This is a genomic window from Shinella sp. HZN7 (genome assembly GCF_001652565.1).
GTDB classification, from domain to species: Bacteria; Pseudomonadota; Alphaproteobacteria; order Rhizobiales; family Rhizobiaceae; genus Shinella; species Shinella granuli.
In genome coordinates, this window is the sequence record NZ_CP015742.1 from 1 (window position 1) to 16,453 (window position 16,453).

Consider the following 16,453-nt stretch of genomic DNA (forward strand, 5'->3'; position numbering starts at 1 on the left):
GGCGAAGCCTCCCCGATCTGATCGGGGGAATGGCCTCTGACATTCCCCCGGACAGAGGGGGAGGGCGCAGCCCGCCCCACGGCGGCGGTCGTTCGGGTCAAGGGGTCGTGACGGGCAAAAAAACGGAAGGTTCGGCGCGCAGCGGTGAAAGCCGTTTTTTTCCCGGCGCGACAAGCGGCTTTGCCGCGCCTGCCCCTTGATCCGGACGGCCGGCGATGTCAGGGGCGAGACAAGCGATGCGGCCCGGAACGGGCCTCATCCCCGGGCGCGCAGCGCCCGCTGGACAAGCGATCGTTACCGGGATCGGCGGAGACGGCCACAGCCCGGCTCCGTGTTGGCATAGAGCGCGGCCGACCGGGACGGGCGGTGGCCGCTACTAGCTGCAGGGTCACAAACAAGATGGAGTATCCCTAGTTCGGGGCAGAACAAAATGGGAACGAATAACCATCCCAAGCTATTGATTTTATGTGGGTATCTGCCGATAGGTCGCCCATCGATCCGCCCGTTTCTTGCGGAACCGACGGCGCAGAAGGCCAACGATGTCGGCCGGATCGGTATCGATTTCGACGGATTTTCTCGCGTCGCTGGAGCAACGGGGCTTGCCTCAGAATCTGACCATCGGGTCGGCGTCGCGCCGTTTGCGGAGCCTGATCGCCTGATGGTCATTGCCTGCCGGAAGGAAGCGGACGCCGCCGGCGTTACGGACGTGCCGCCATCGGCAAGGAGGTAGACCGCTGGCAGCCCTGCCTCGATGAAATCTCGGCAAAGGCCAGCCGCAGGAAGCGTGACAGCACGGGCCGGATCCAGCTCGCCGCGGTGCAGCTGAAGGAACCGAGCGGTTTCGTCGGCGGACAGCCAGGCGCGACGACATCATGATCGGAGGAGGGGAGGGCGCAGCGCCGGACGCGCCGCCGCGACGTGAAACGAGCAGGCGCGGCCTTTAGAAAAATGGAGAGTATCGGAGAAATCAGCATCGCGCCGCCCCGTGGGCGGGATTTCGGGAATTCTCGTCGCGCGAGAGCGGATGAAGCGCAGCCGCAGGAGGCTCAGCATAGCGGCCCGCAGGGCGAGCCGGGACCGACTGCGCCCGCTCGCAGCGCTCCGCTTTTTCAGGGGCGGGCAGGGGTGTTCGAGGGGTGGGGCTTCGGGGCACCCCTCGTCCTGTTCCGCGCCGCTCGACGCGGCGAGGAACAGGCATGCGACGTGGGCAGGTTTGCCCGGTCTATCGAGTCTCCCAACACCAGGTTCAGCATTGCGGCGGTCCTGCCGCCCGCTGCGTCATCCCTCTCCATCCTCTATCGGCATCACGTCGCGCAGCTCGATGAAAATCACCTTTTCACTACGCTCCTGCCCGACAAGGTCGAGATTGATATAGACGTAATCGGCAAAGGTCGAACTGCATAGCCGCCAGACGACGCCGACGCGACCGACACGGCGCTCGTTGCTGCCGTCGATGGATGGCGAGGTGCCGATGATGCGCACGCGCTGACCGAGGCGCAGCCAGTTTGCGGCGCTGGCGATCATCGCGGCCTTTTCCTCCGATGTCAGGGTGTTGCGGGTCGTGCGCGCCCAAGGCGTGTGCGGGTCAGCGACGAGTTGCTGCGCCTGTTCGTCCGGCGCAAGATCGTGAAACCGCGTGATTTCATAGTCGAGCGGGTAATCCTCCGTCTTGGGCGGAGTCGGATTCCGGTGGAAAGGCTCCGTCGCGGGCGCGCCGAACATATTCGGCTGAACGCCCGCAAGCCGGCGCTGGCGCTGCGCCTTGCGGTACTCGGCCCGCCATTGGCCTTCGGGGGTGAGGGCAGGGGGTTCGCTTTCACCTAGCAGGCGGTCCAGTTCTTCCCGGTCATCCATTGAGGGTCCTCCGGCAACATCACTTCGTCTGGCGGGTAGGGGGAGCGGGACGGCATGGCCGCCCCGCTCCCTTCATCGGTCAATCCTCGGCGGCCGCCAAGACCTTCGGCGCGCTCCGGTCGAGGATGATTTCGATGCGCGCAATCTCGGCCGCGATGACGCCGGGCCGCTCGGACACGACGATGACGGGGCGAAGGACCGGACGAACAATGACAATAATCTTGGCAATCTTCTCAATGGCCTCGGTGACGTCTACCAGTTCGCCCAGCCTGTCGGACTTCGTGACCAGAAGGTTTCCGGCCAGCGGCGTAGGCGCGCCTGCAACTTCGGTCAGGCACGGCACGGTGTCACCCAGTCCGTTGTCATCAACGATGATATCGAGACCGTTCACCCGCACGATGTCGATCATGTCGCATTTCACGAGATTCTTGATCTCGGCATAGCTGCCTTCAAGGTTGATCGTCACCGGGCGAATGGTCCCCGCCATCGGCTCGATCAGGAAGGCTTTGACTGCGCTCATTTTCTGTCTCCTTTGTTCCCGAAGTCCCGCAGGGGAAGCCCCCTTGGGCGAAGCCTCCTCGATCTGATCGGGGGAATGGCCTCTGACATTCCCCCGGACAGAGGGGGGAGGGCGCAGCCCGCCCCGCGGCGGCGGTTGTTCGGGTCAAGGGGTCGTGACGGGCAAAAAACGGAAGGTTCGGCGCGCAGCGGTGAAAGCCGTTTTTTTCCCGGCGCGACAAGCGGCTTTGCCGCGCCTGCCCCTTGATCCGGGCGGCCGGCGATGTCAGGGGCGAAGGAAACAATGCGGCCCGTCGACGGGCCTCAGTGCCGGGGGCGCAGCCGCTGACCGGACAAGCGATCGTCACCGGGATCGGCGGAGACGGCCTCCGGCTGGCTCCGTGCTCGCATAGAGCGCGGCCGACCGGAACGGGCGGTGGCCCGACAGGATATCGAAGAAGATCACCATAATGGAAAAACGCCCGTTTCCCACGAGGCTCCGGAAAACCCTACGGCGCAATTGGGGAGCGCGGGTTTCCTCCGCCTGCTCCGCTCACCGGCATGGCCGGTTCGCTGCGGCCGCGGCCGCGCCGTCCTCACGGCGCTGCGGCTGGAAAACGGGCTGCACTGCCAGGAAACAGGCGTTACGGAGACAAAAAAGCCGGACGGATAGAGGCCCGGCCTATTCCGTCCTGCTCACCCGTGCCGCCGGCAGGGCGAGGAACGGCTTGAAGGCTGCGGCGACCTTGGCGAGGAACCCCTTGCTGAAGCTGCCCAGCAGCTCGGCATTCGGATCGTAGTAGAAGGACATCTCCGCGATGTCGTGGTTGAATTCCGAGACGGTGATCCACGCGTCCTTCCAGTCACGGATTCCGGCGCGACGGCATTCGAGCTGGGGGATTTCGAGCGCTGTCTGGTCGGCACGCGGCGGCGTGCCGGAGATCGCCAGAATGATCAGATGGGTCTGCGCACCTTTGGGGATTGCCAGCACCATGCAGACGGGGCGGGCCTTCCGCCCCTCTGCTTCACCCTTGTCGCGCTGCCATGCCCAGAGATAGGGATAGCGAAAGATGGAGCCGTTGGCCGGAATATCAGCCATCGGTGTCCCGCCCTTCCGCGATCAGACGGTCCAGCTCGGGCAGGATGATGTCGACCAACTCCTGCGGCGCTTCGCCTGCAGCATAGGCCCGCCGGGGATCGCCCCTGCCTTTCATGGCCTCGAACTCGTCGTAGGTCATGAGGACGTAGCGCGGCTTGCGGTGCTGGGTGATGGCGACCGGCTGGCGGTCGGCCGCCATGGTGACGGTCTTGATGTCGCGCAGCAGGTCGACGGTTGTGAATCTCTGCATCGTGCTGCCTCCTTCAATTAAGTCGATTTATACAAATTATTTGACTATTTTGCAAGCCGAAACTCTTTCAAGGCTAGAAGGCGGCCGCACGTTCGATCCTCCTCGGGGCGGGCAGGGGAGGGCGAGGGGAGGGGCTTTGGGGCTCCTCTCGTACCGCAGCGCGCCCGCTCGATGCGGGTGCGAAGCGGTCATTCGCGCTTCTGCCCCTCCGCGATAGGAGGAGGGGCAGGCGGCATTGCTACAGGATGAAGCCGAGCTTCTCGGCGATGGATGGCTCATGATCATGGCCCGCCTGCGCAAGCTTGGCGATCATATCCGCGCGGTCGAGATCGCGGATCTCGTAACCCTTGCGGCGGGCCTCTTCAATGATGCCCTCCAAGGTCGGGAATTCCTCCAAGAGCGTGCCGAGCCAGATTTCCGGCGTGCCGAAATCATCGTCGGTCTCGAAGCCCTGAAGGAAAAAGGTGCGCAGCGGCGGATCGAAGCCGATGACCGCTTCCTCGTCCGTCCTTTCGCCTTTCAGAAGGGTGATGGTGTAGCGGCTCATTCTGCCTCCAATGTGAAACGGTGAATCAGTCGGTCGATATCGGATGCGTCGAGCACGGCAAATTCGCCAAATCCGCACGCGATATAGTCAAGCTCTCCGGGCGTCTCGGTACTGTCGCGCCAGTGGTGTAGCGCGGCGATGATGGTGGCGATCTCCGCCCGGTCAAAGTCCAAACAAGCATATATAAGTCGAGGCATTCTCTGCTCCCTGCTTTTCGCATGACGTTGAATTTCGATCATTTTTCGGCATCGCGCCCGGAATGGCGCGCGCCGCCTAGAAGGCGAAGGCAGCTTGGCCGCTGGCCTGTATGAAGGTGGCGCTATCACCCGCCGCGTACCGCTCGCGGCCCAGCTCGGACCATTGGAGGAAACCGGCGCGATCATAGCGAAACCAGCCGTCCTCGATGCCGAAGATCATTCCCCACGCCTCGGCCTCGGCGGACAGGCGGCCGGTGTTGATCGGCCAATGCTCGCTGCCCTTGTCCTGCCGGCAGACGCACGGGGCCGAGAATGCGCGGATCGTGGCGCTGCGGTCGCCGGGTTCGCTCGCCCCGACCGCGTTCATGACCGTGCGAGCGTCGGTAATCGAGATGTAGCCCGACGCCTTTTTGTCCTCGTGATGGGAATAGCGGCACCCATATGCCACGGCATGCATGATGCACTCCCGCTCGGTGAATTGCCGCGTCGCCAGCAATTCGCGCCATTTCCGCGCCGTGATCAGGTCGACGGCGTGCCACCAGCGCGCGGTCGGACCGCTCGAATAGCCGTGGCGGTTCGGCGCGCCGTTTCGGTCGATCTCGAAACCTAGCCGGGCCTCGACATGTCGCACAAAGGGATGGTCGGCCAGCAGGGGATGGCGAAGGCCGATCTTGCGCGGATGCGCACTATCCGGAGGGCAAACCTCGATAGGATGCCGGAACATGCGCGACGGCAGGTTCCACGGCTCGGGCAGCTCGAAGCCATGCGGGACGGCCAGCGAATTGTTGATGTCGAGAATGGCGAGGTTCGGCGCGAAGCCCGTCTCCACCAGCGTATCGCCCAGCGTGTCGGTGTTCGGCGTGTCCACGGTGTTCTCCTCCTGAGTTCATCCTTGAAAGTTCGGTGTTCGCCGAAGGGGATCGCTCCCCTTCGGGCAGGGCCGGTGTTTCGGTCGCGGATCAATCCCACGGAATGACGGCCATCAGGTCTTCGTCATCCTGACCGGGGTAGCGGCCGAGATTGGCGTTGAGCCTGCCGTGCCCGGTGCTGACGGAAAGGCTGAGATAGTCGCCGCCGTTCTGGTTCTTCTTCTTCCAGATGCCGCCGAGTTCGACACGCCGCCCGCGCGGGGACTTGGCGAAGATGCGGTAGACCGGGGCGTCCTTGTTGGTGCTGGTGTAGGGTTCGCCGGCGACGTCGATGTCGTAGGCGATGGAGGCGATATTGCCGCTGAGGGTGCCGTCTTCGTTGAAGCGGATGAAGTTGGAAAGTTCGGTCATGGTCTGTCTCCTGAGTTTGCGTTTCCCGCAGGGGAAGCCCCCTTGGGCGAAGCCTCCCCGATCTGATCGGGGGAATGGCCTCTGACATTCCCCCGGACAGAGGGGGGAGGGCGCAGCCCGCCCCACGGCGGCGGTCGTTCGGGTCAAGGGGTCGTGACGGGCAAAAAACGGAAGGTTCGGCGCGCAGCGGTGAAAGCCGTTTTTTTCCTGGCGCGACAAGCGGCTTTGCCGCGCCTGCCCCTTGATCCGGGCGGCCGGCGATGTCAGGGGCGAAGGAAACAAAGCGGCCCGTCGACGGGCCTCAGTGCCGGGGGCGCAGCCACCGACGGACAAGCGATCGTCACCGTGATCGGCGGAGACGGCCACAGGCTGGCTCCGTGCTTGCATAGAGCGCGGCCGACCGGAACGGGCGGTGGCCTTACTCGCATTTCTGTCAGTTGCCGGCGTCGACCATGCGGATACGCTCAGACCCGATAAGCATCATTGTCCAAAAGGAGAAATGGATGGAAGCGGCTCCGACCCTCGTACTCTACGCCTACACCAGCAAGTTGGCGCTTGGCGACGCTCGCTGGGAGGACCGCACCGAGCCGGATTACTTCTATGAGGATGAAGCCTTAGCCAGGCAGGATCTTCTCGCGTTGCGCGATCGACTGGCGGCCGATGCTCCCAACGCCTATCCGCCTATATGTCTGGAGAGGGTCGAAACCGTTCCCATGACACGATCCGCGATCGTGGCGCTGCTCAATGATGGTGTCGGCGCGATCATCGGCAGCTACCAGATCATCGAGGAGATCGCCGTCGATCGCCGATAGGGCCGACTGGCGCAACGGTCAGCGCCGGCTGAGGCGTCGGCCGAAATAGCCGGCCTGATCGTGCAGGGGCGGGAAGGGGTGTTCGAGGGGTGGGGCTTTGGGGCACCCCTCGTCCTGGTCCGCGCCGCTCGACGCGGTAAGGAACAGGCACACGGCTATTCACTCCGCCGGCCGCACCATCGTGGTGTCTCAATGTCCCAACCATCATGGGGAGGCGGCCGGAGCCGCCTCACGATCTCGCATCAATCGTCGTCGTCGCCGTAAAACGGCTCATGGCCGATGCGCCAGCTCCTGTCGGACCACATGGACGGGACATAGGGATCATTCCCGAATTCGTAGGCGATAACGACCTTGTCGCCCTCGTAAAAGATGCCGAATTCGATCTTGTTCTCGATCAAATGCAACAGCGCAGCGGAAATGAATTCGGGCGTGGCTCTGGTCGGCAGATGGACTTCGGTCTCCCACGCGGCGCGTTTCGGGTCGCGATCGTCGATGAATTCGTCGGGATCGTTGCTTTCGACATGCGTCATGAAAAATCTCCTTGCTGCGCGGTGCGAGCGACACGGCGCTGGACGGCGTCCTCGATGTCAAAGCTGCGCTCGCAGATATAAGCCTTGCTGTAGCCTTGGGCCTTCAGGCGTGCGATTTCGGCGGCGAGCGCCGTTGCAAATTCCGTGTCATGCATTGCAGTGAGGCCACCGCGTTCCATCTCGGCCCTTTCCATTTCCATCAGCCTGCCCTCCGAGGGTTTTATATCGATCTGGCATTTGCCTGAAGGGGAAGCCCCCTCGGGCGAAGCCTCCCCGATCTGATCGGGGGAATGGCCTCTGACATTCCCCCGGACAGAGGGGGGAGGGCGCAGCCCGCCCCACGGCGGCGGTGGTTCGGGTCAAGGGGTCGTGACGGGCAAAAAACGGAAGGTTCGGCGCGCAGCGGTGAAAGCCGTTTTTTTTCCGGCGCGACAAGCGGCTTGCCGCGCCTGCCCCTTGATACGAACGCCCGACGATGTCAGGGGCGAAGAAAACAATGCGGCCCGGAACGGGCCTCACCGCCGGGCGCGCAGCGCCCGCTGGACAAGCGATCGTTACCGGGATCGGCGGAGACGGCCGCAGGCTGGCTCCGTGCTCGCATAGAGCGCGGCCGACCGGAGCGGGCGGTGGCCCAACCAACTATATGATTGCATATTTCGCATGAAATACGTATATTAGGTACATTGAGAATCGAGGCCGGCGATGAAGCAGTTCACCTTTTCCGACATGAACCGGGCATCCGGGGAAATCCTCGAGGCGGCCCTTATCGAGCCCGTTGCGCTCACCAAGCGCGGCAAGCAAAAGCTGGTGATCCTGACGGCCGACGCCTATCAGCGCCTGAAGGGCGAGACCCATGCCAAGGCATACCGCCTGGAAGACGCGCCCGACGAGATCCACAATGAGCTGATGACCGGCATCGACGCAATCCTCGACGATGCAGGCCGCGATGTTTGAGCGGGGGCAGGTCGTCCGATTCCATTATCTGTGGGCGCGGCAAGCAAGCGCGGGCGAGGAATCCGGCCGCAAAGCGCGTCCGGTCTGCATTGTCGTGCGCTCGCCCGGAAATCCGGGTGCGGTCTATCTCTTCCCGATCACGTCGCAGGAGCCGCAGAGCGAGCGCATCTCCCTTTCTCTTTCCGAAATGGAATGCCGCCGTGTGGGCTTGTCCTTTCCCTGCTGGATCATCCTCGATGAGTACAATCGTGTGGAGCTCGACAAGGCATTCGACTTCGACTCCACCAAGCCTATCGGGAGCGTAAGCGCGGCTTTCCTCGAAAAGATCGCGGCCGTCATCAAACAAGCTTCCGCCAGCCGCCGGGTCATGGGCGTGAACCGATCATAAGGGGAAAGACATGACAGCAATGACCGACCATGAACGCGCTGCTTTCGAGCGACTCCTGAAAATCGCGAGAAACGATACCGGACAGTCTCGACGCGTGGCGGCGTTTATTCTTGCATGGTGGAATGCCGCCAGCCTTGGCGGTTTCGATCTGGCGGACCTGTTCAGCGTCGATCACGCGATCGCCGCCGACATGGGGACGATGTTCATCTGCCTCGGCCGCCAATCCGAAGCCTTCTACCCCGAAGAATATCAAACGGAGATCGAAGCCCTTATCGAGGCCTGGCGGCCCGAGATCTGGGCCGCAAGCCAAGACTGACCGGCATGACGGGCGGGAAGGGTGTTCGAGGGATGGGGCTTTGGGGCACCCCTCGTCCTGGTCCGATCCGCTCGACGCGGTGAGGACCAGGCACTCGGCCAGTCAACTCGCCCGCCGCATGGTCCGTCAACACAAGAAGATGCCTGACCACGATGGCCAGGCATCCAGTTGTTCTGCAAGGTGAAGCCTATTGCGAGATTGTCCAACCATCAGGCGTCCGGTTGATAGCGGCGCTCTCACCGTGCTGAGCGATGAACACACGATCCGCCTCCAAGCGGCGGCTGCGGTGCAGGTCACTGGCACGGTGGCCGCTCGGCCTGACGCACCAAGCCCCGATAGGCTTGCCGCAATCGGGGCAGCGAACCGCCAATACCGGATGGGCGTGGGCGGTGAAGTCGTGCGGGTCGGATTCCATCACGCGCCCCTCTGCTTGGCGGAGAACAGGCTTTTGGGCCAATCGGCCAGCGAATAATCTGCGAGCCAGGAGGGACCGCGCGTGTTGCTAAGGTGCTGCAACGTGCCTTCGGTGCGCCCGTTCATCCAGTCCGCCAGAAGCTCGTCCTTCCAGTTTTCGCCATGGGCAAGAGCGTAGGCGGTGACGGCGGCATGTTCTTCGGTGGTCAGGGGCTTCGTCATGACAGGTCCTCGTGCTGGGCCGCGAAAGCTTTCTCCGGGTAGTCCTCCGGCAGGCCGAAGGCTTCCAGCGCGGCATCAAGCGCGATCTGGATATCCGACCAATCCACCTGTTCGGGATTGTGCATGTAGGCTTCGATCAGAAGGCGGCAGGCGTCCGCCGCCCGTTCGGGGTGTTCGACGCGGGGGATTTCGGTCCAGCTATCGAAGGCGGCAAGGGCGGCGCACATACGTTTCATGTCGAGGTCGAATTGCAGGAGTTTCGAGCGCGACCCGCTGACGATGGTCGCCAAGTGGCGCTCCTTCCCCGGCATCGAGAAAAACAGATTGCGGCGGGCTGAATCGACCGTAGCCGTGGCGACGTAGTGGCCTGCACGGATTTCGCCGTCCGATCCAAATGGGGTCATATGATCCTTCGTCATTAGAAGGTTCCTTTCGGTGCAGTTGTCGTGGGGAGGCGTTCGAGCGGCAGAAGCATCGGCATCATTCCGATGCCGTGTTCAAATATTCTACGGCCTGATCGATGGTGCCCCCGATCTCATCTATGGCGCCCACGGCTTCCTCAAGTGCATCGGCCGCCGCTTCTATCGCCTGTCCTCGGTCGCTGCCCTGGAAGCTCTCGGACAAGTTCTCGAACGCCTCGCGTTCCTCATCTTTGATCGTTTCGAGATCGGACCTGATTTCGTCTGCAAGCCCCTTCAAGGTATCGAGGCGGTCGATTAGATCGGCGATGGTCTTGCGGCGTGCTTTATTCATGGGCAGGACCTTTCTCTGTGCTGGCGGCCACGCCATCTTTCAGGCAGGCGATTGCCGACCTGATCGCTTCGAGATCATCGTCAATGCCCTCCTGCAGAGGATCGCCTTCAAAGCCGGTCATGAAACTTTCGGCCCGCCGGAGCGCGTCGAGCACGGCGTCACCGCTGCCTGTCCCCGACAAAGGCTTGGGGACGTCGGCGCCGCGCGCAAACTTGGCGATAATGGCATCCGCGCCGGGTAGCCATGCGCTGAGGATCGGATCGCCTTCGGCGTTCGCCACCCTTACGCGCGCCACCGCGAATTTCAGCGAGTCCAACAACTCCGCCGGCGCCGTATCCTCTCCATGGGAAAGTGCGGCTTCAAGCGCGATCCGGACCTTCCATTGAAGGTGGTCCTTCTGAGTGCCGCGCCCAAACGCATCGCCCCAGGAATTCTCATGCTGGACGAAACGGAAATCCTTGTTCCACCAGATTTCAAATTGCTCATCGGACCACCCATAGGTGGATTGCTTAATCCGCTTTTCGAGCGCCTTGGCCGCGCGCTCGACCAACTCGTCAGTTACCTGCATCGGAGCCTCCATTCCTTGCCCGGATGGTCCTGCCAGTCGTGAGGTCGACGACTTTCCATTCCCATTCCGGGTTTTCTTCGCTGTTGTTGTCTATGAGGGCCTGCGCCTTTTCGGCGGTCGCGAACCGGATGGCATGGACGCGCAAGCGGTTGCTTCCCCGGTTGCTCAAGAATGACCAGGTTTTCGTGCCAGCGACGCGGCACTTGATTGCGTAGCTCATGCGCCACCGCCTTTCGGTGCTGTCGCGGCCCCGGGCTGGTCGCCATGCTCGCGGCCTGTCAGGCGCTCAGCGATCGCGTGCGGGACTGAACAAAAAGCAAGGCGTTCCCGAACGATGCAGGAAAAGCCGCTATCGGTGGAAATCCGGAACCCTTCGGAGGCCTCTTCCTCGAACCATCGGTCTCCGGCTTCGATACAATCGCGGATATTGTTCAAGGTGATGAAAAACGCGCCGCCCCAAGACGAGAGAAAGCAGGCGTGAATTGCATTGGCCAACGCCATGGGACGGACATGGCCGGTGATTTCCCGAAGATTCGAGATGGCGACGGGATGCGCGGGCTTCATGGTATACCCTCCGATCTGGTGGTGATGGGTGAGAGCGCCGCCATTGCCGACGGCGCTCCTGTGGTCCCGCTCAGGATTTCAGGGCGGCCATCCGCTCGCCAAGCAGCCAAAGGGCTTTGTTCAGCTTGATATCCTGATCGATCCCGTTGACGGCGCGGGACGTCGCACGGCGCGGCCTGCCGAGGTCGTCGCGACCGACGCCGCGCAAACCGCCCTTGATGGCGTTTTCCTGAACCACGTTCCACGTCGTCCAAAGATCGTTCGCACGGTCGTCGTGGCGACGCGGGACAAGCAGCTGCTCCGGCTTGATCGGCGTGGTCGTCTCGCCTTCATTGTCTCCGAAGCGGAGAACATGGGCGGCATCCGCCAGAATTCTCGCCTCCTCGTGGTTCATGCGCATGGTCGACCAATCCTGCGGAGCGGCAAGGGTGCGCTCGGCCTCGCCGAGAACGCGATAGGTGCCTTCGATGACCTTGTGCTGCACGTCGCCGGAATGGCGGACCTTGATGGCGTCGATGGTGCCGGTCTGCGTCACTAGCGAATTGAGGCAGCGGATGCGGAAAAGCCCGGCCATCAGCTCGTAGGCGCTCGTTCCGTCATTGGCGTTCTTGAGGAGGATTTCGCAGACGGTGTCCCCGACATTGTAGACCTTGCCGTCATCAACGCGGCGCAGGCGAATGAGGTGCTTGGTGAAATCCACCTTGCCTTCGGTGCGGCTGCGGGACTGCTTGGCGCCGACCGGCATGAAGCCTTCATTCATCAGGCCGCGCAGCACCTCGATGGTGGGGATCGGTTTGAAGCGCTCGGACCGGCTCTCATGGGCGGTCACGGCGAAGATCGACGGGGCGATGCGGCGCATTTCGGCTTCCGTCAGGGCTCGGCCGGTATCGAAACGGGCGGTCTCGGTGTAGATGCTCATTTTCTGTCTCCTTTTTCCCGAAGTCCCGCAGGGGAAGCCCCCTTGGGCGAAGCCTCCCCGATCTGATCGGGGGAATGGCCTCTGACATTCCCCGGACAGAGGGGGGAGGGCGCAGCCCGCCCCACGGCGGCGGTTGTTCGGGTCAAGGGGTCGTGACGGGGAAAAAACGGAAGGTTCGGCGCGCAGCGGTGAAAGCCGTTTTTTTCCCGGCGCGACAAGCGGCTTGCCGCGCCTGCCCCTTGATCCGGGCGGCCGGCGATGTCAGGGGCGAAGGAAATAATGCGGCCCGTCGACGGGCCTCAGTGCCGGGAGCGTAGCCGCTGACCGGACAAGCGATCGTCACCGGGATCGGCGGAGACGGCCACAGGCTGGCTCCGTGCTCGCATAGAGCGCGGCCGACCGGGACGGGCGGTGGCCAGAACAGCAGATCTCAGGTCAGGACGTTTTCCGACGCCGACTGCGAGAACAAATATCAAGCCAACAGGCTTGACTAGGTTCGCAAGATTTTCGCCATGGCACGGCCCTTGGCGAGTTCGTCGATCAGCTTGTCCAGGTAGCGCAGTTCCCGCATGAGGGGTTCTTGGATGTCTTCCACGCGATAGCCGCAAATTACGCCTGTGATCAGTGATCGCGAAGGGTTCAGCTTAGGCGCATGCTCGAAGAAATCTTCGAAAGTCGTCTTCTTTGCCAACTCATCATCTAGGCTCTCCTGGCTATGCCCAGTCAGCCAACAGATGATCTCATCGACTTCCGCTTTGGTGCGCCCCTTTTTCTCTGCCTTGGCGACATAGTGGGGATACACGCTCGCGACGCTGATTGAGTACACACGGTGCTTCTTCATGCGCCCTCCCGAGCGAAGTCAGAAATCGCCCGGTCGATGATAGCCGGTATCCCCATCGTCGCCAACGTTGCAATGCCACCAATCTCGGAATCGCTGCGGCCGCGGCCGCGCCGTCCTCACGGCGCTGCGGCTGGAAAACGGTCCGCACTCCCGGAAAGCAAGCCTCGTATTTCTCTTGACTCTCTCGCGCATAATGAGAACATATCAAGAACAATGGAGATCGCCATGCAGATCGACAGCATCGAAAAGGCCCTTGCCGAAGTCGCAGCCTGCCGCGCACTGAGGGAAAAGCAGCTCGCCCTTCGCGCGGAAACCCAGCGCAAGCTGGAAGCTGCGGCGAAACCGCTTTACGTCTTGAAGCATAAGAAGCAGCTCGAACTGCGCCTTCAATGAACGACGTGCATCAACGGAAGGAGCCGGCCGCGCAAGACGAGGCGATCGAGGTGCTGCGTCTTCATGACGGCAATGCACTCGAAGCGTTGCGGACTTTGATTGCCGAGCGAGATGCCGTGGAAGAACGGCTTGCGATCGCGACGCTCGTGATGGGCCGTGGATTTACCAGAGGATGGCGGCCATAAGAGAGCGTGGCCGACCGGAACGGGCGGTGGCCCATTGTCGCGCGGCGCGACAAGACTGATGCGGCCTGCGGGATCGGAAGGATCGTGGTTATCGGTTGACGCGAGGAGCAACCGACACCATGTTGTGCCTAACAACTAACCCAGCATCCTGAGAGACATGGGCTCCGGGCTATTGGGGGAGAAAGCCGGCGCAAGCCGGTTTTTTTATGTCTTGGGGGCAGGACGGCTATAATCTCTACTACTAGTGCCTGCGCAAGACCGCGTTCAAAAGGCCGATGAGTCCGACAATTTGTCGTCCGGATGCTAAAGCATTCGGGCGGGCAGGGGTGCTCGAGGGGTGGGGCTTCGGGGCACCCCTCGTCCTGGGCCTGCGCCGCTCGATGCGGCGAGGACCAGCCACCGGGGTGAACGTGCCGACGACGACACAACCTTGCAACCATGAATATGAGGGGCGCTTTAAGCGCCCCCGGCTCCGTCCTGAAGCTGCTTGACGACGCGCTGCGCCGCCCATCGGCCGTTTTCGTTCAAATGACGCTGCCATGCGCCGTGGGTGGGCGACCAACGGAAGCCGTTGGATTTCAGGAGCCGGCGCGTCTCGTCATCGGGCTTGCCGGGAAAGACGAGCTGAATGCGCGCCGCGTCGGTGTTCTCGATGATCTCGATTTCGCCGAGGCTGGTTTCCACCGTCGTTTCGACATCCCCGCGCTCCTGCAGCCGCTCCAGCGAAGCGAGGCGGTCTTGCAGGCGGCGAATTTCGGCACGGTCAAGGGTCGTGTCGAATTTCAGGGGCGAGCGGAAGGTTTCCGCTTGCTGCAAGGCACGGCCGATGACATGGGCTTCAATATCGGTCTGCTCCACTACGGCGCGAACGATCTCCGCCATTTCGGCTTTCCTTGTGCGCATGGTGCGGATGATCCGGTTCGCGGTCTTCGCCTGCTCGCAGTCGTTTTCCAACCCGGCAATCTTTTTCCTGATCTTCTCCAGCGCCTCCGGATCATTCGAGCGAATTGCCTCGCCCTCGGCGCCGTAGGGGAAGGCACGCCGCTTTGCAGCTTTGCGGGCCTTCCTGTCGTGTTCGCGGATTTCGGCGCTGCGCGCATCGGCCGACCGCTGGCGCTTTTCGTTTCTCGCCACGGGGAAGTTCGCTGCGCCGGTGACGAACCAGCTCATGCAACGGCTCTCGGCCGCCCAGAATGCGCGGGTGATTGCGACATGCTGCATGGCGAAAGCCTGCTTTTCCTCCATGACGTTGAAGCCGACGTCGACGCTCTCCTGCGCGGCGAGTTGGTCGACAAAATCCCCGAAGCGATTGATGCGGATGGCCAGATCGGAGAGTTCGAGCGCGGCCCGCCGCTCCGGGAAATGGCTCAAGGCATCAAAGCTGCTGATAATGCTGGCGGCGGTGATGCTGGCTGCATAGCTGCCGACCGTCACGACAAGGGAATTGTTTTCAACGACTGCAATAGTCATGCCCGTTTTCCTTTTCGGTTTCGCCGTGGGCGAAGCCTTCTTCCTTCGCGCCGAAGGACGTGCCCACACGTCCTCGGGACGAAGGGAGGGGGCGAAGACCGCTCCCGGCGGGGCGGCGATCCGGTCATGGGGCGGCCGGGGCAAAAATCGGAAGGTTCGGCGCGCAGCGGTGAAAGCCGATTTTTTCGCCGGGCGACAGCGCCTTGGGCGCGCTTGCCCATTGGCCGGATTGGCGGCCTGTCGTACGAGCGGCAGGGAACGAGCGGCCCGTCGACGGGCCTCAGTGCCGGGGGCGCAGCCACCGACCGGACAAGCGATCGTCACCGGGATCTGCGGAGACGGCCGCCGGCTGGCTGCGTGCTCGCATAGAGCGCGACCGGCCGGAACGGGCGGTGGCCCGACAGGATATCGAAGAACATCACCATCATGGAAAAACGCCCGTTTCCCACGAGGCTCCGGAAAACCCTACGGCGCAATTGGGGAGCGCGGGTTTCCTCCGCCTGCTCCGCTCACCGGCATGGCCGGTTCGCTGCGGCCGCGGCCGCGCCGTCCTCACGGCGCTGCGGCTGGAAAACGGGCTGCACCGCCGGAAGACGGGCTGTACGGGGTGAGACCTCGATCAATGGCAGCCTGTCCTCATGCAAAGGGATGGTGCGACCATATCAAGGATCAGACGAGTTCCAGGTGAAGCCTGCGACCGACGGCATTGGCAGCGCGGGCAAGCACGGCAAGCGTTACGCCCTGATATTCGGGGTCAAGAAGCCGGTCGAGCTGCGATCGACTGGTGTGCAGCCGCTTTGCCATCTCGGCCTTGCCGATGTTCTGCTCTTTCATCGCCTGTTCAAGCTGGAACGCGAGCACGCGTTTGATGGCGTGTTCGGTCGTTTCCTCGTAGGTACCTTGCTCTTTCAGAAAATCCTCGAAGGAGTCGCCGAGAGAACCGCGTTCGATTTCCGTGTTCATTTCAAGCCTCTCATCCGTTGCTCGGCCAGCTTCAATTCGGGTTGCGGGGTCTTCTGCGTTTTCTTGATAAATCCGTGCAACAGGGCCATGTGGCCGTCATGCACGCAAAACAGTACCCGCGAGATCCTGCCGCCTGGCAGATTGGTGCGAATTTCCCAAAGCCCATTGGTCCCGCTCATCGGGCGGCAGAGGGGCATGCCAATCGGCCAACCGAATTCGGCCGTCCTGATGTCGTCACCGATGACCTTGCGATCCTCCTCGGACAGGTCCAGCAACCATTCCCGCACGGGCTGACGTCCGGATTCCGAGCGATAGAACTTTGCCGGCAACTTCTTCTGAGGATCGATCATTGCCAGTGATGTACCATACTTGGTACACCCGCACAATGAATTTCAAGAGGGATGCATATCGCCGGCAGGGCAGGGGCCACCGGCCG

The 16,453-nt window shown here is 62.6% G+C and carries 28 protein-coding genes; 7 read left to right on the top strand and 21 right to left on the bottom strand.

What is annotated here, in order from left to right:
- The first annotated feature begins 430 nt into the window (after positions 1 to 430).
- Positions 431 to 730, top strand: a complete 300-nt coding sequence (locus shn_RS36120) for a hypothetical protein (protein WP_145926121.1) — start codon at positions 431 to 433, stop codon at positions 728 to 730.
- A 548-nt stretch (positions 731 to 1,278) separates the two neighbouring features.
- Here the strand turns inward: shn_RS36120 and shn_RS30855 are convergent.
- The 8 genes from shn_RS30855 to shn_RS30890 form a co-directional block, all read right to left on the bottom strand.
- Positions 1,279 to 1,854, bottom strand: a complete 576-nt coding sequence (locus tag shn_RS30855) for a hypothetical protein (protein WP_064334342.1) — start codon at positions 1,852 to 1,854, stop codon at positions 1,279 to 1,281.
- 79 nt (positions 1,855 to 1,933) lie between these two features.
- Positions 1,934 to 2,374, bottom strand: a complete 441-nt coding sequence (locus shn_RS30860; protein ID WP_064334343.1) for a hypothetical protein — start codon at positions 2,372 to 2,374, stop codon at positions 1,934 to 1,936.
- A gap of 660 nt (positions 2,375 to 3,034) precedes the next feature.
- Positions 3,035 to 3,451 (bottom strand): hypothetical protein, encoded by a 417-nt coding sequence (locus tag shn_RS30865; RefSeq protein ID WP_064334344.1) that lies wholly within the window; start codon positions 3,449 to 3,451, stop codon positions 3,035 to 3,037.
- Positions 3,444 to 3,701, bottom strand: a complete 258-nt coding sequence (locus tag shn_RS30870) for a type II toxin-antitoxin system Phd/YefM family antitoxin (protein WP_064334345.1) — start codon at positions 3,699 to 3,701, stop codon at positions 3,444 to 3,446. The genes shn_RS30865 and shn_RS30870 overlap by 8 nt, the downstream gene beginning before the upstream one ends.
- Positions 3,702 to 3,939: 238 nt before the next feature.
- Positions 3,940 to 4,248, bottom strand: coding sequence for a hypothetical protein (locus shn_RS30875; protein ID WP_064334346.1), 309 nt, complete (start codon positions 4,246 to 4,248; stop codon positions 3,940 to 3,942).
- Positions 4,245 to 4,487, bottom strand: a complete 243-nt coding sequence (locus shn_RS30880) for a hypothetical protein (protein WP_064334347.1) — start codon at positions 4,485 to 4,487, stop codon at positions 4,245 to 4,247. The genes shn_RS30875 and shn_RS30880 overlap by 4 nt, the downstream gene beginning before the upstream one ends.
- 34 nt (positions 4,488 to 4,521) lie before the next feature.
- On the bottom strand, positions 4,522 to 5,313 hold the full coding sequence (locus tag shn_RS30885) for a hypothetical protein (protein WP_064334348.1): 792 nt from the start codon (positions 5,311 to 5,313) through the stop codon (positions 4,522 to 4,524).
- Positions 5,314 to 5,404: 91 nt separating this feature from the next.
- On the bottom strand, positions 5,405 to 5,725 hold the full coding sequence (locus shn_RS30890) for a DUF736 family protein (RefSeq protein ID WP_064334349.1): 321 nt from the start codon (positions 5,723 to 5,725) through the stop codon (positions 5,405 to 5,407).
- A gap of 503 nt (positions 5,726 to 6,228) precedes the next feature.
- On the opposite strand from shn_RS30890, the gene shn_RS30895 reads away from it, so the two are divergent.
- The gene (locus shn_RS30895; protein ID WP_064334350.1) at positions 6,229 to 6,537 is read left to right on the top strand and encodes a hypothetical protein; all 309 of its coding nucleotides are present in this window, start codon (positions 6,229 to 6,231) and stop codon (positions 6,535 to 6,537) included.
- A gap of 242 nt (positions 6,538 to 6,779) precedes the next feature.
- Here shn_RS30895 and shn_RS30900 read toward each other — a convergent pair whose 3' ends face one another.
- Both shn_RS30900 and shn_RS30905 read right to left on the bottom strand, forming a co-directional pair.
- Positions 6,780 to 7,067 carry a hypothetical protein gene (locus tag shn_RS30900; RefSeq protein WP_064334351.1) on the bottom strand — a complete coding sequence of 96 codons (288 nt, stop codon included), beginning with the start codon at positions 7,065 to 7,067 and terminating at the stop codon, positions 6,780 to 6,782.
- On the bottom strand, positions 7,064 to 7,267 hold the full coding sequence (locus shn_RS30905; RefSeq protein ID WP_064334352.1) for a hypothetical protein: 204 nt from the start codon (positions 7,265 to 7,267) through the stop codon (positions 7,064 to 7,066). Before shn_RS30905 ends, shn_RS30900 begins: the two co-directional genes overlap by 4 nt.
- A 502-nt stretch (positions 7,268 to 7,769) precedes the next feature.
- On the opposite strand from shn_RS30905, the gene shn_RS30910 reads away from it, so the two are divergent.
- From shn_RS30910 to shn_RS30920, 3 genes are read left to right on the top strand one after another with little or no spacing between them, the layout of a single operon-like run.
- A complete protein-coding gene (locus shn_RS30910; protein WP_064334353.1) occupies positions 7,770 to 8,021 on the top strand; it encodes a type II toxin-antitoxin system Phd/YefM family antitoxin in 252 nt (83 codons plus the stop codon).
- A complete protein-coding gene (locus shn_RS30915) occupies positions 8,002 to 8,409 on the top strand; it encodes a type II toxin-antitoxin system PemK/MazF family toxin (RefSeq protein WP_245337536.1) in 408 nt (135 codons plus the stop codon). Before shn_RS30910 ends, shn_RS30915 begins: the two co-directional genes overlap by 20 nt.
- 10 nt (positions 8,410 to 8,419) lie before the next feature.
- Positions 8,420 to 8,725, top strand: coding sequence for a hypothetical protein (locus tag shn_RS30920; protein ID WP_371328637.1), 306 nt, complete (start codon positions 8,420 to 8,422; stop codon positions 8,723 to 8,725).
- 414 nt (positions 8,726 to 9,139) lie between these two features.
- Here the strand turns inward: shn_RS30920 and shn_RS30925 are convergent, their stop codons facing one another.
- The 8 genes from shn_RS30925 to shn_RS30960 all read right to left on the bottom strand — a co-directional run bounded on the left by shn_RS30925 (position 9,140) and on the right by shn_RS30960 (position 13,006).
- Positions 9,140 to 9,361, bottom strand: a complete 222-nt coding sequence (locus shn_RS30925; RefSeq protein WP_064334355.1) for a hypothetical protein — start codon at positions 9,359 to 9,361, stop codon at positions 9,140 to 9,142.
- Positions 9,358 to 9,651: a hypothetical protein gene (locus shn_RS30930; protein WP_145926122.1), complete on the bottom strand. Its 294-nt coding sequence runs from the start codon at positions 9,649 to 9,651 to the stop codon at positions 9,358 to 9,360. Before shn_RS30930 ends, shn_RS30925 begins: the two co-directional genes overlap by 4 nt.
- A 190-nt stretch (positions 9,652 to 9,841) precedes the next feature.
- A complete protein-coding gene (locus shn_RS30935; RefSeq protein ID WP_064334357.1) occupies positions 9,842 to 10,114 on the bottom strand; it encodes a hypothetical protein in 273 nt (90 codons plus the stop codon).
- On the bottom strand, positions 10,107 to 10,682 hold the full coding sequence (locus shn_RS30940) for a hypothetical protein (RefSeq protein ID WP_064334358.1): 576 nt from the start codon (positions 10,680 to 10,682) through the stop codon (positions 10,107 to 10,109). The genes shn_RS30935 and shn_RS30940 overlap by 8 nt, the downstream gene beginning before the upstream one ends.
- Entirely contained in the window at positions 10,669 to 10,902 is a 234-nt protein-coding gene (locus shn_RS30945) for a hypothetical protein (RefSeq protein WP_064334359.1), read from the bottom strand. The genes shn_RS30940 and shn_RS30945 overlap by 14 nt, the downstream gene beginning before the upstream one ends.
- Positions 10,899 to 11,246, bottom strand: coding sequence for a hypothetical protein (locus tag shn_RS30950; RefSeq protein WP_064334360.1), 348 nt, complete (start codon positions 11,244 to 11,246; stop codon positions 10,899 to 10,901). The genes shn_RS30945 and shn_RS30950 overlap by 4 nt, the downstream gene beginning before the upstream one ends.
- 70 nt (positions 11,247 to 11,316) lie before the next feature.
- A complete protein-coding gene (locus tag shn_RS30955) occupies positions 11,317 to 12,165 on the bottom strand; it encodes a DUF932 domain-containing protein (RefSeq protein WP_064334361.1) in 849 nt (282 codons plus the stop codon).
- A gap of 490 nt (positions 12,166 to 12,655) precedes the next feature.
- A complete protein-coding gene (locus shn_RS30960) occupies positions 12,656 to 13,006 on the bottom strand; it encodes a DUF2200 domain-containing protein (protein WP_064334362.1) in 351 nt (116 codons plus the stop codon).
- Between the two features lie 225 nt (positions 13,007 to 13,231).
- On the opposite strand from shn_RS30960, the gene shn_RS36675 reads away from it, so the two are divergent.
- Both shn_RS36675 and shn_RS30970 read left to right on the top strand, forming a co-directional pair.
- Positions 13,232 to 13,399 carry a hypothetical protein gene (locus shn_RS36675; protein WP_168169006.1) on the top strand — a complete coding sequence of 56 codons (168 nt, stop codon included), beginning with the start codon at positions 13,232 to 13,234 and terminating at the stop codon, positions 13,397 to 13,399.
- Positions 13,396 to 13,584 (top strand): hypothetical protein, encoded by a 189-nt coding sequence (locus shn_RS30970; RefSeq protein WP_064334364.1) that lies wholly within the window; start codon positions 13,396 to 13,398, stop codon positions 13,582 to 13,584. The genes shn_RS36675 and shn_RS30970 overlap by 4 nt, the downstream gene beginning before the upstream one ends.
- A gap of 456 nt (positions 13,585 to 14,040) precedes the next feature.
- On the opposite strand, the gene shn_RS30975 is transcribed toward shn_RS30970, so the two are convergent.
- The 3 genes from shn_RS30975 to shn_RS30985 all read right to left on the bottom strand — a co-directional run bounded on the left by shn_RS30975 (position 14,041) and on the right by shn_RS30985 (position 16,367).
- Positions 14,041 to 15,054, bottom strand: coding sequence for a hypothetical protein (locus shn_RS30975; RefSeq protein WP_064334365.1), 1,014 nt, complete (start codon positions 15,052 to 15,054; stop codon positions 14,041 to 14,043).
- Positions 15,055 to 15,723: 669 nt separating this feature from the next.
- Entirely contained in the window at positions 15,724 to 16,017 is a 294-nt protein-coding gene (locus shn_RS30980; protein WP_064334366.1) for a helix-turn-helix transcriptional regulator, read from the bottom strand.
- A complete protein-coding gene (locus shn_RS30985; protein WP_064334367.1) occupies positions 16,014 to 16,367 on the bottom strand; it encodes a type II toxin-antitoxin system RelE/ParE family toxin in 354 nt (117 codons plus the stop codon). Before shn_RS30985 ends, shn_RS30980 begins: the two co-directional genes overlap by 4 nt.
- Between the last annotated feature and the right edge of the window lie 86 nt (positions 16,368 to 16,453).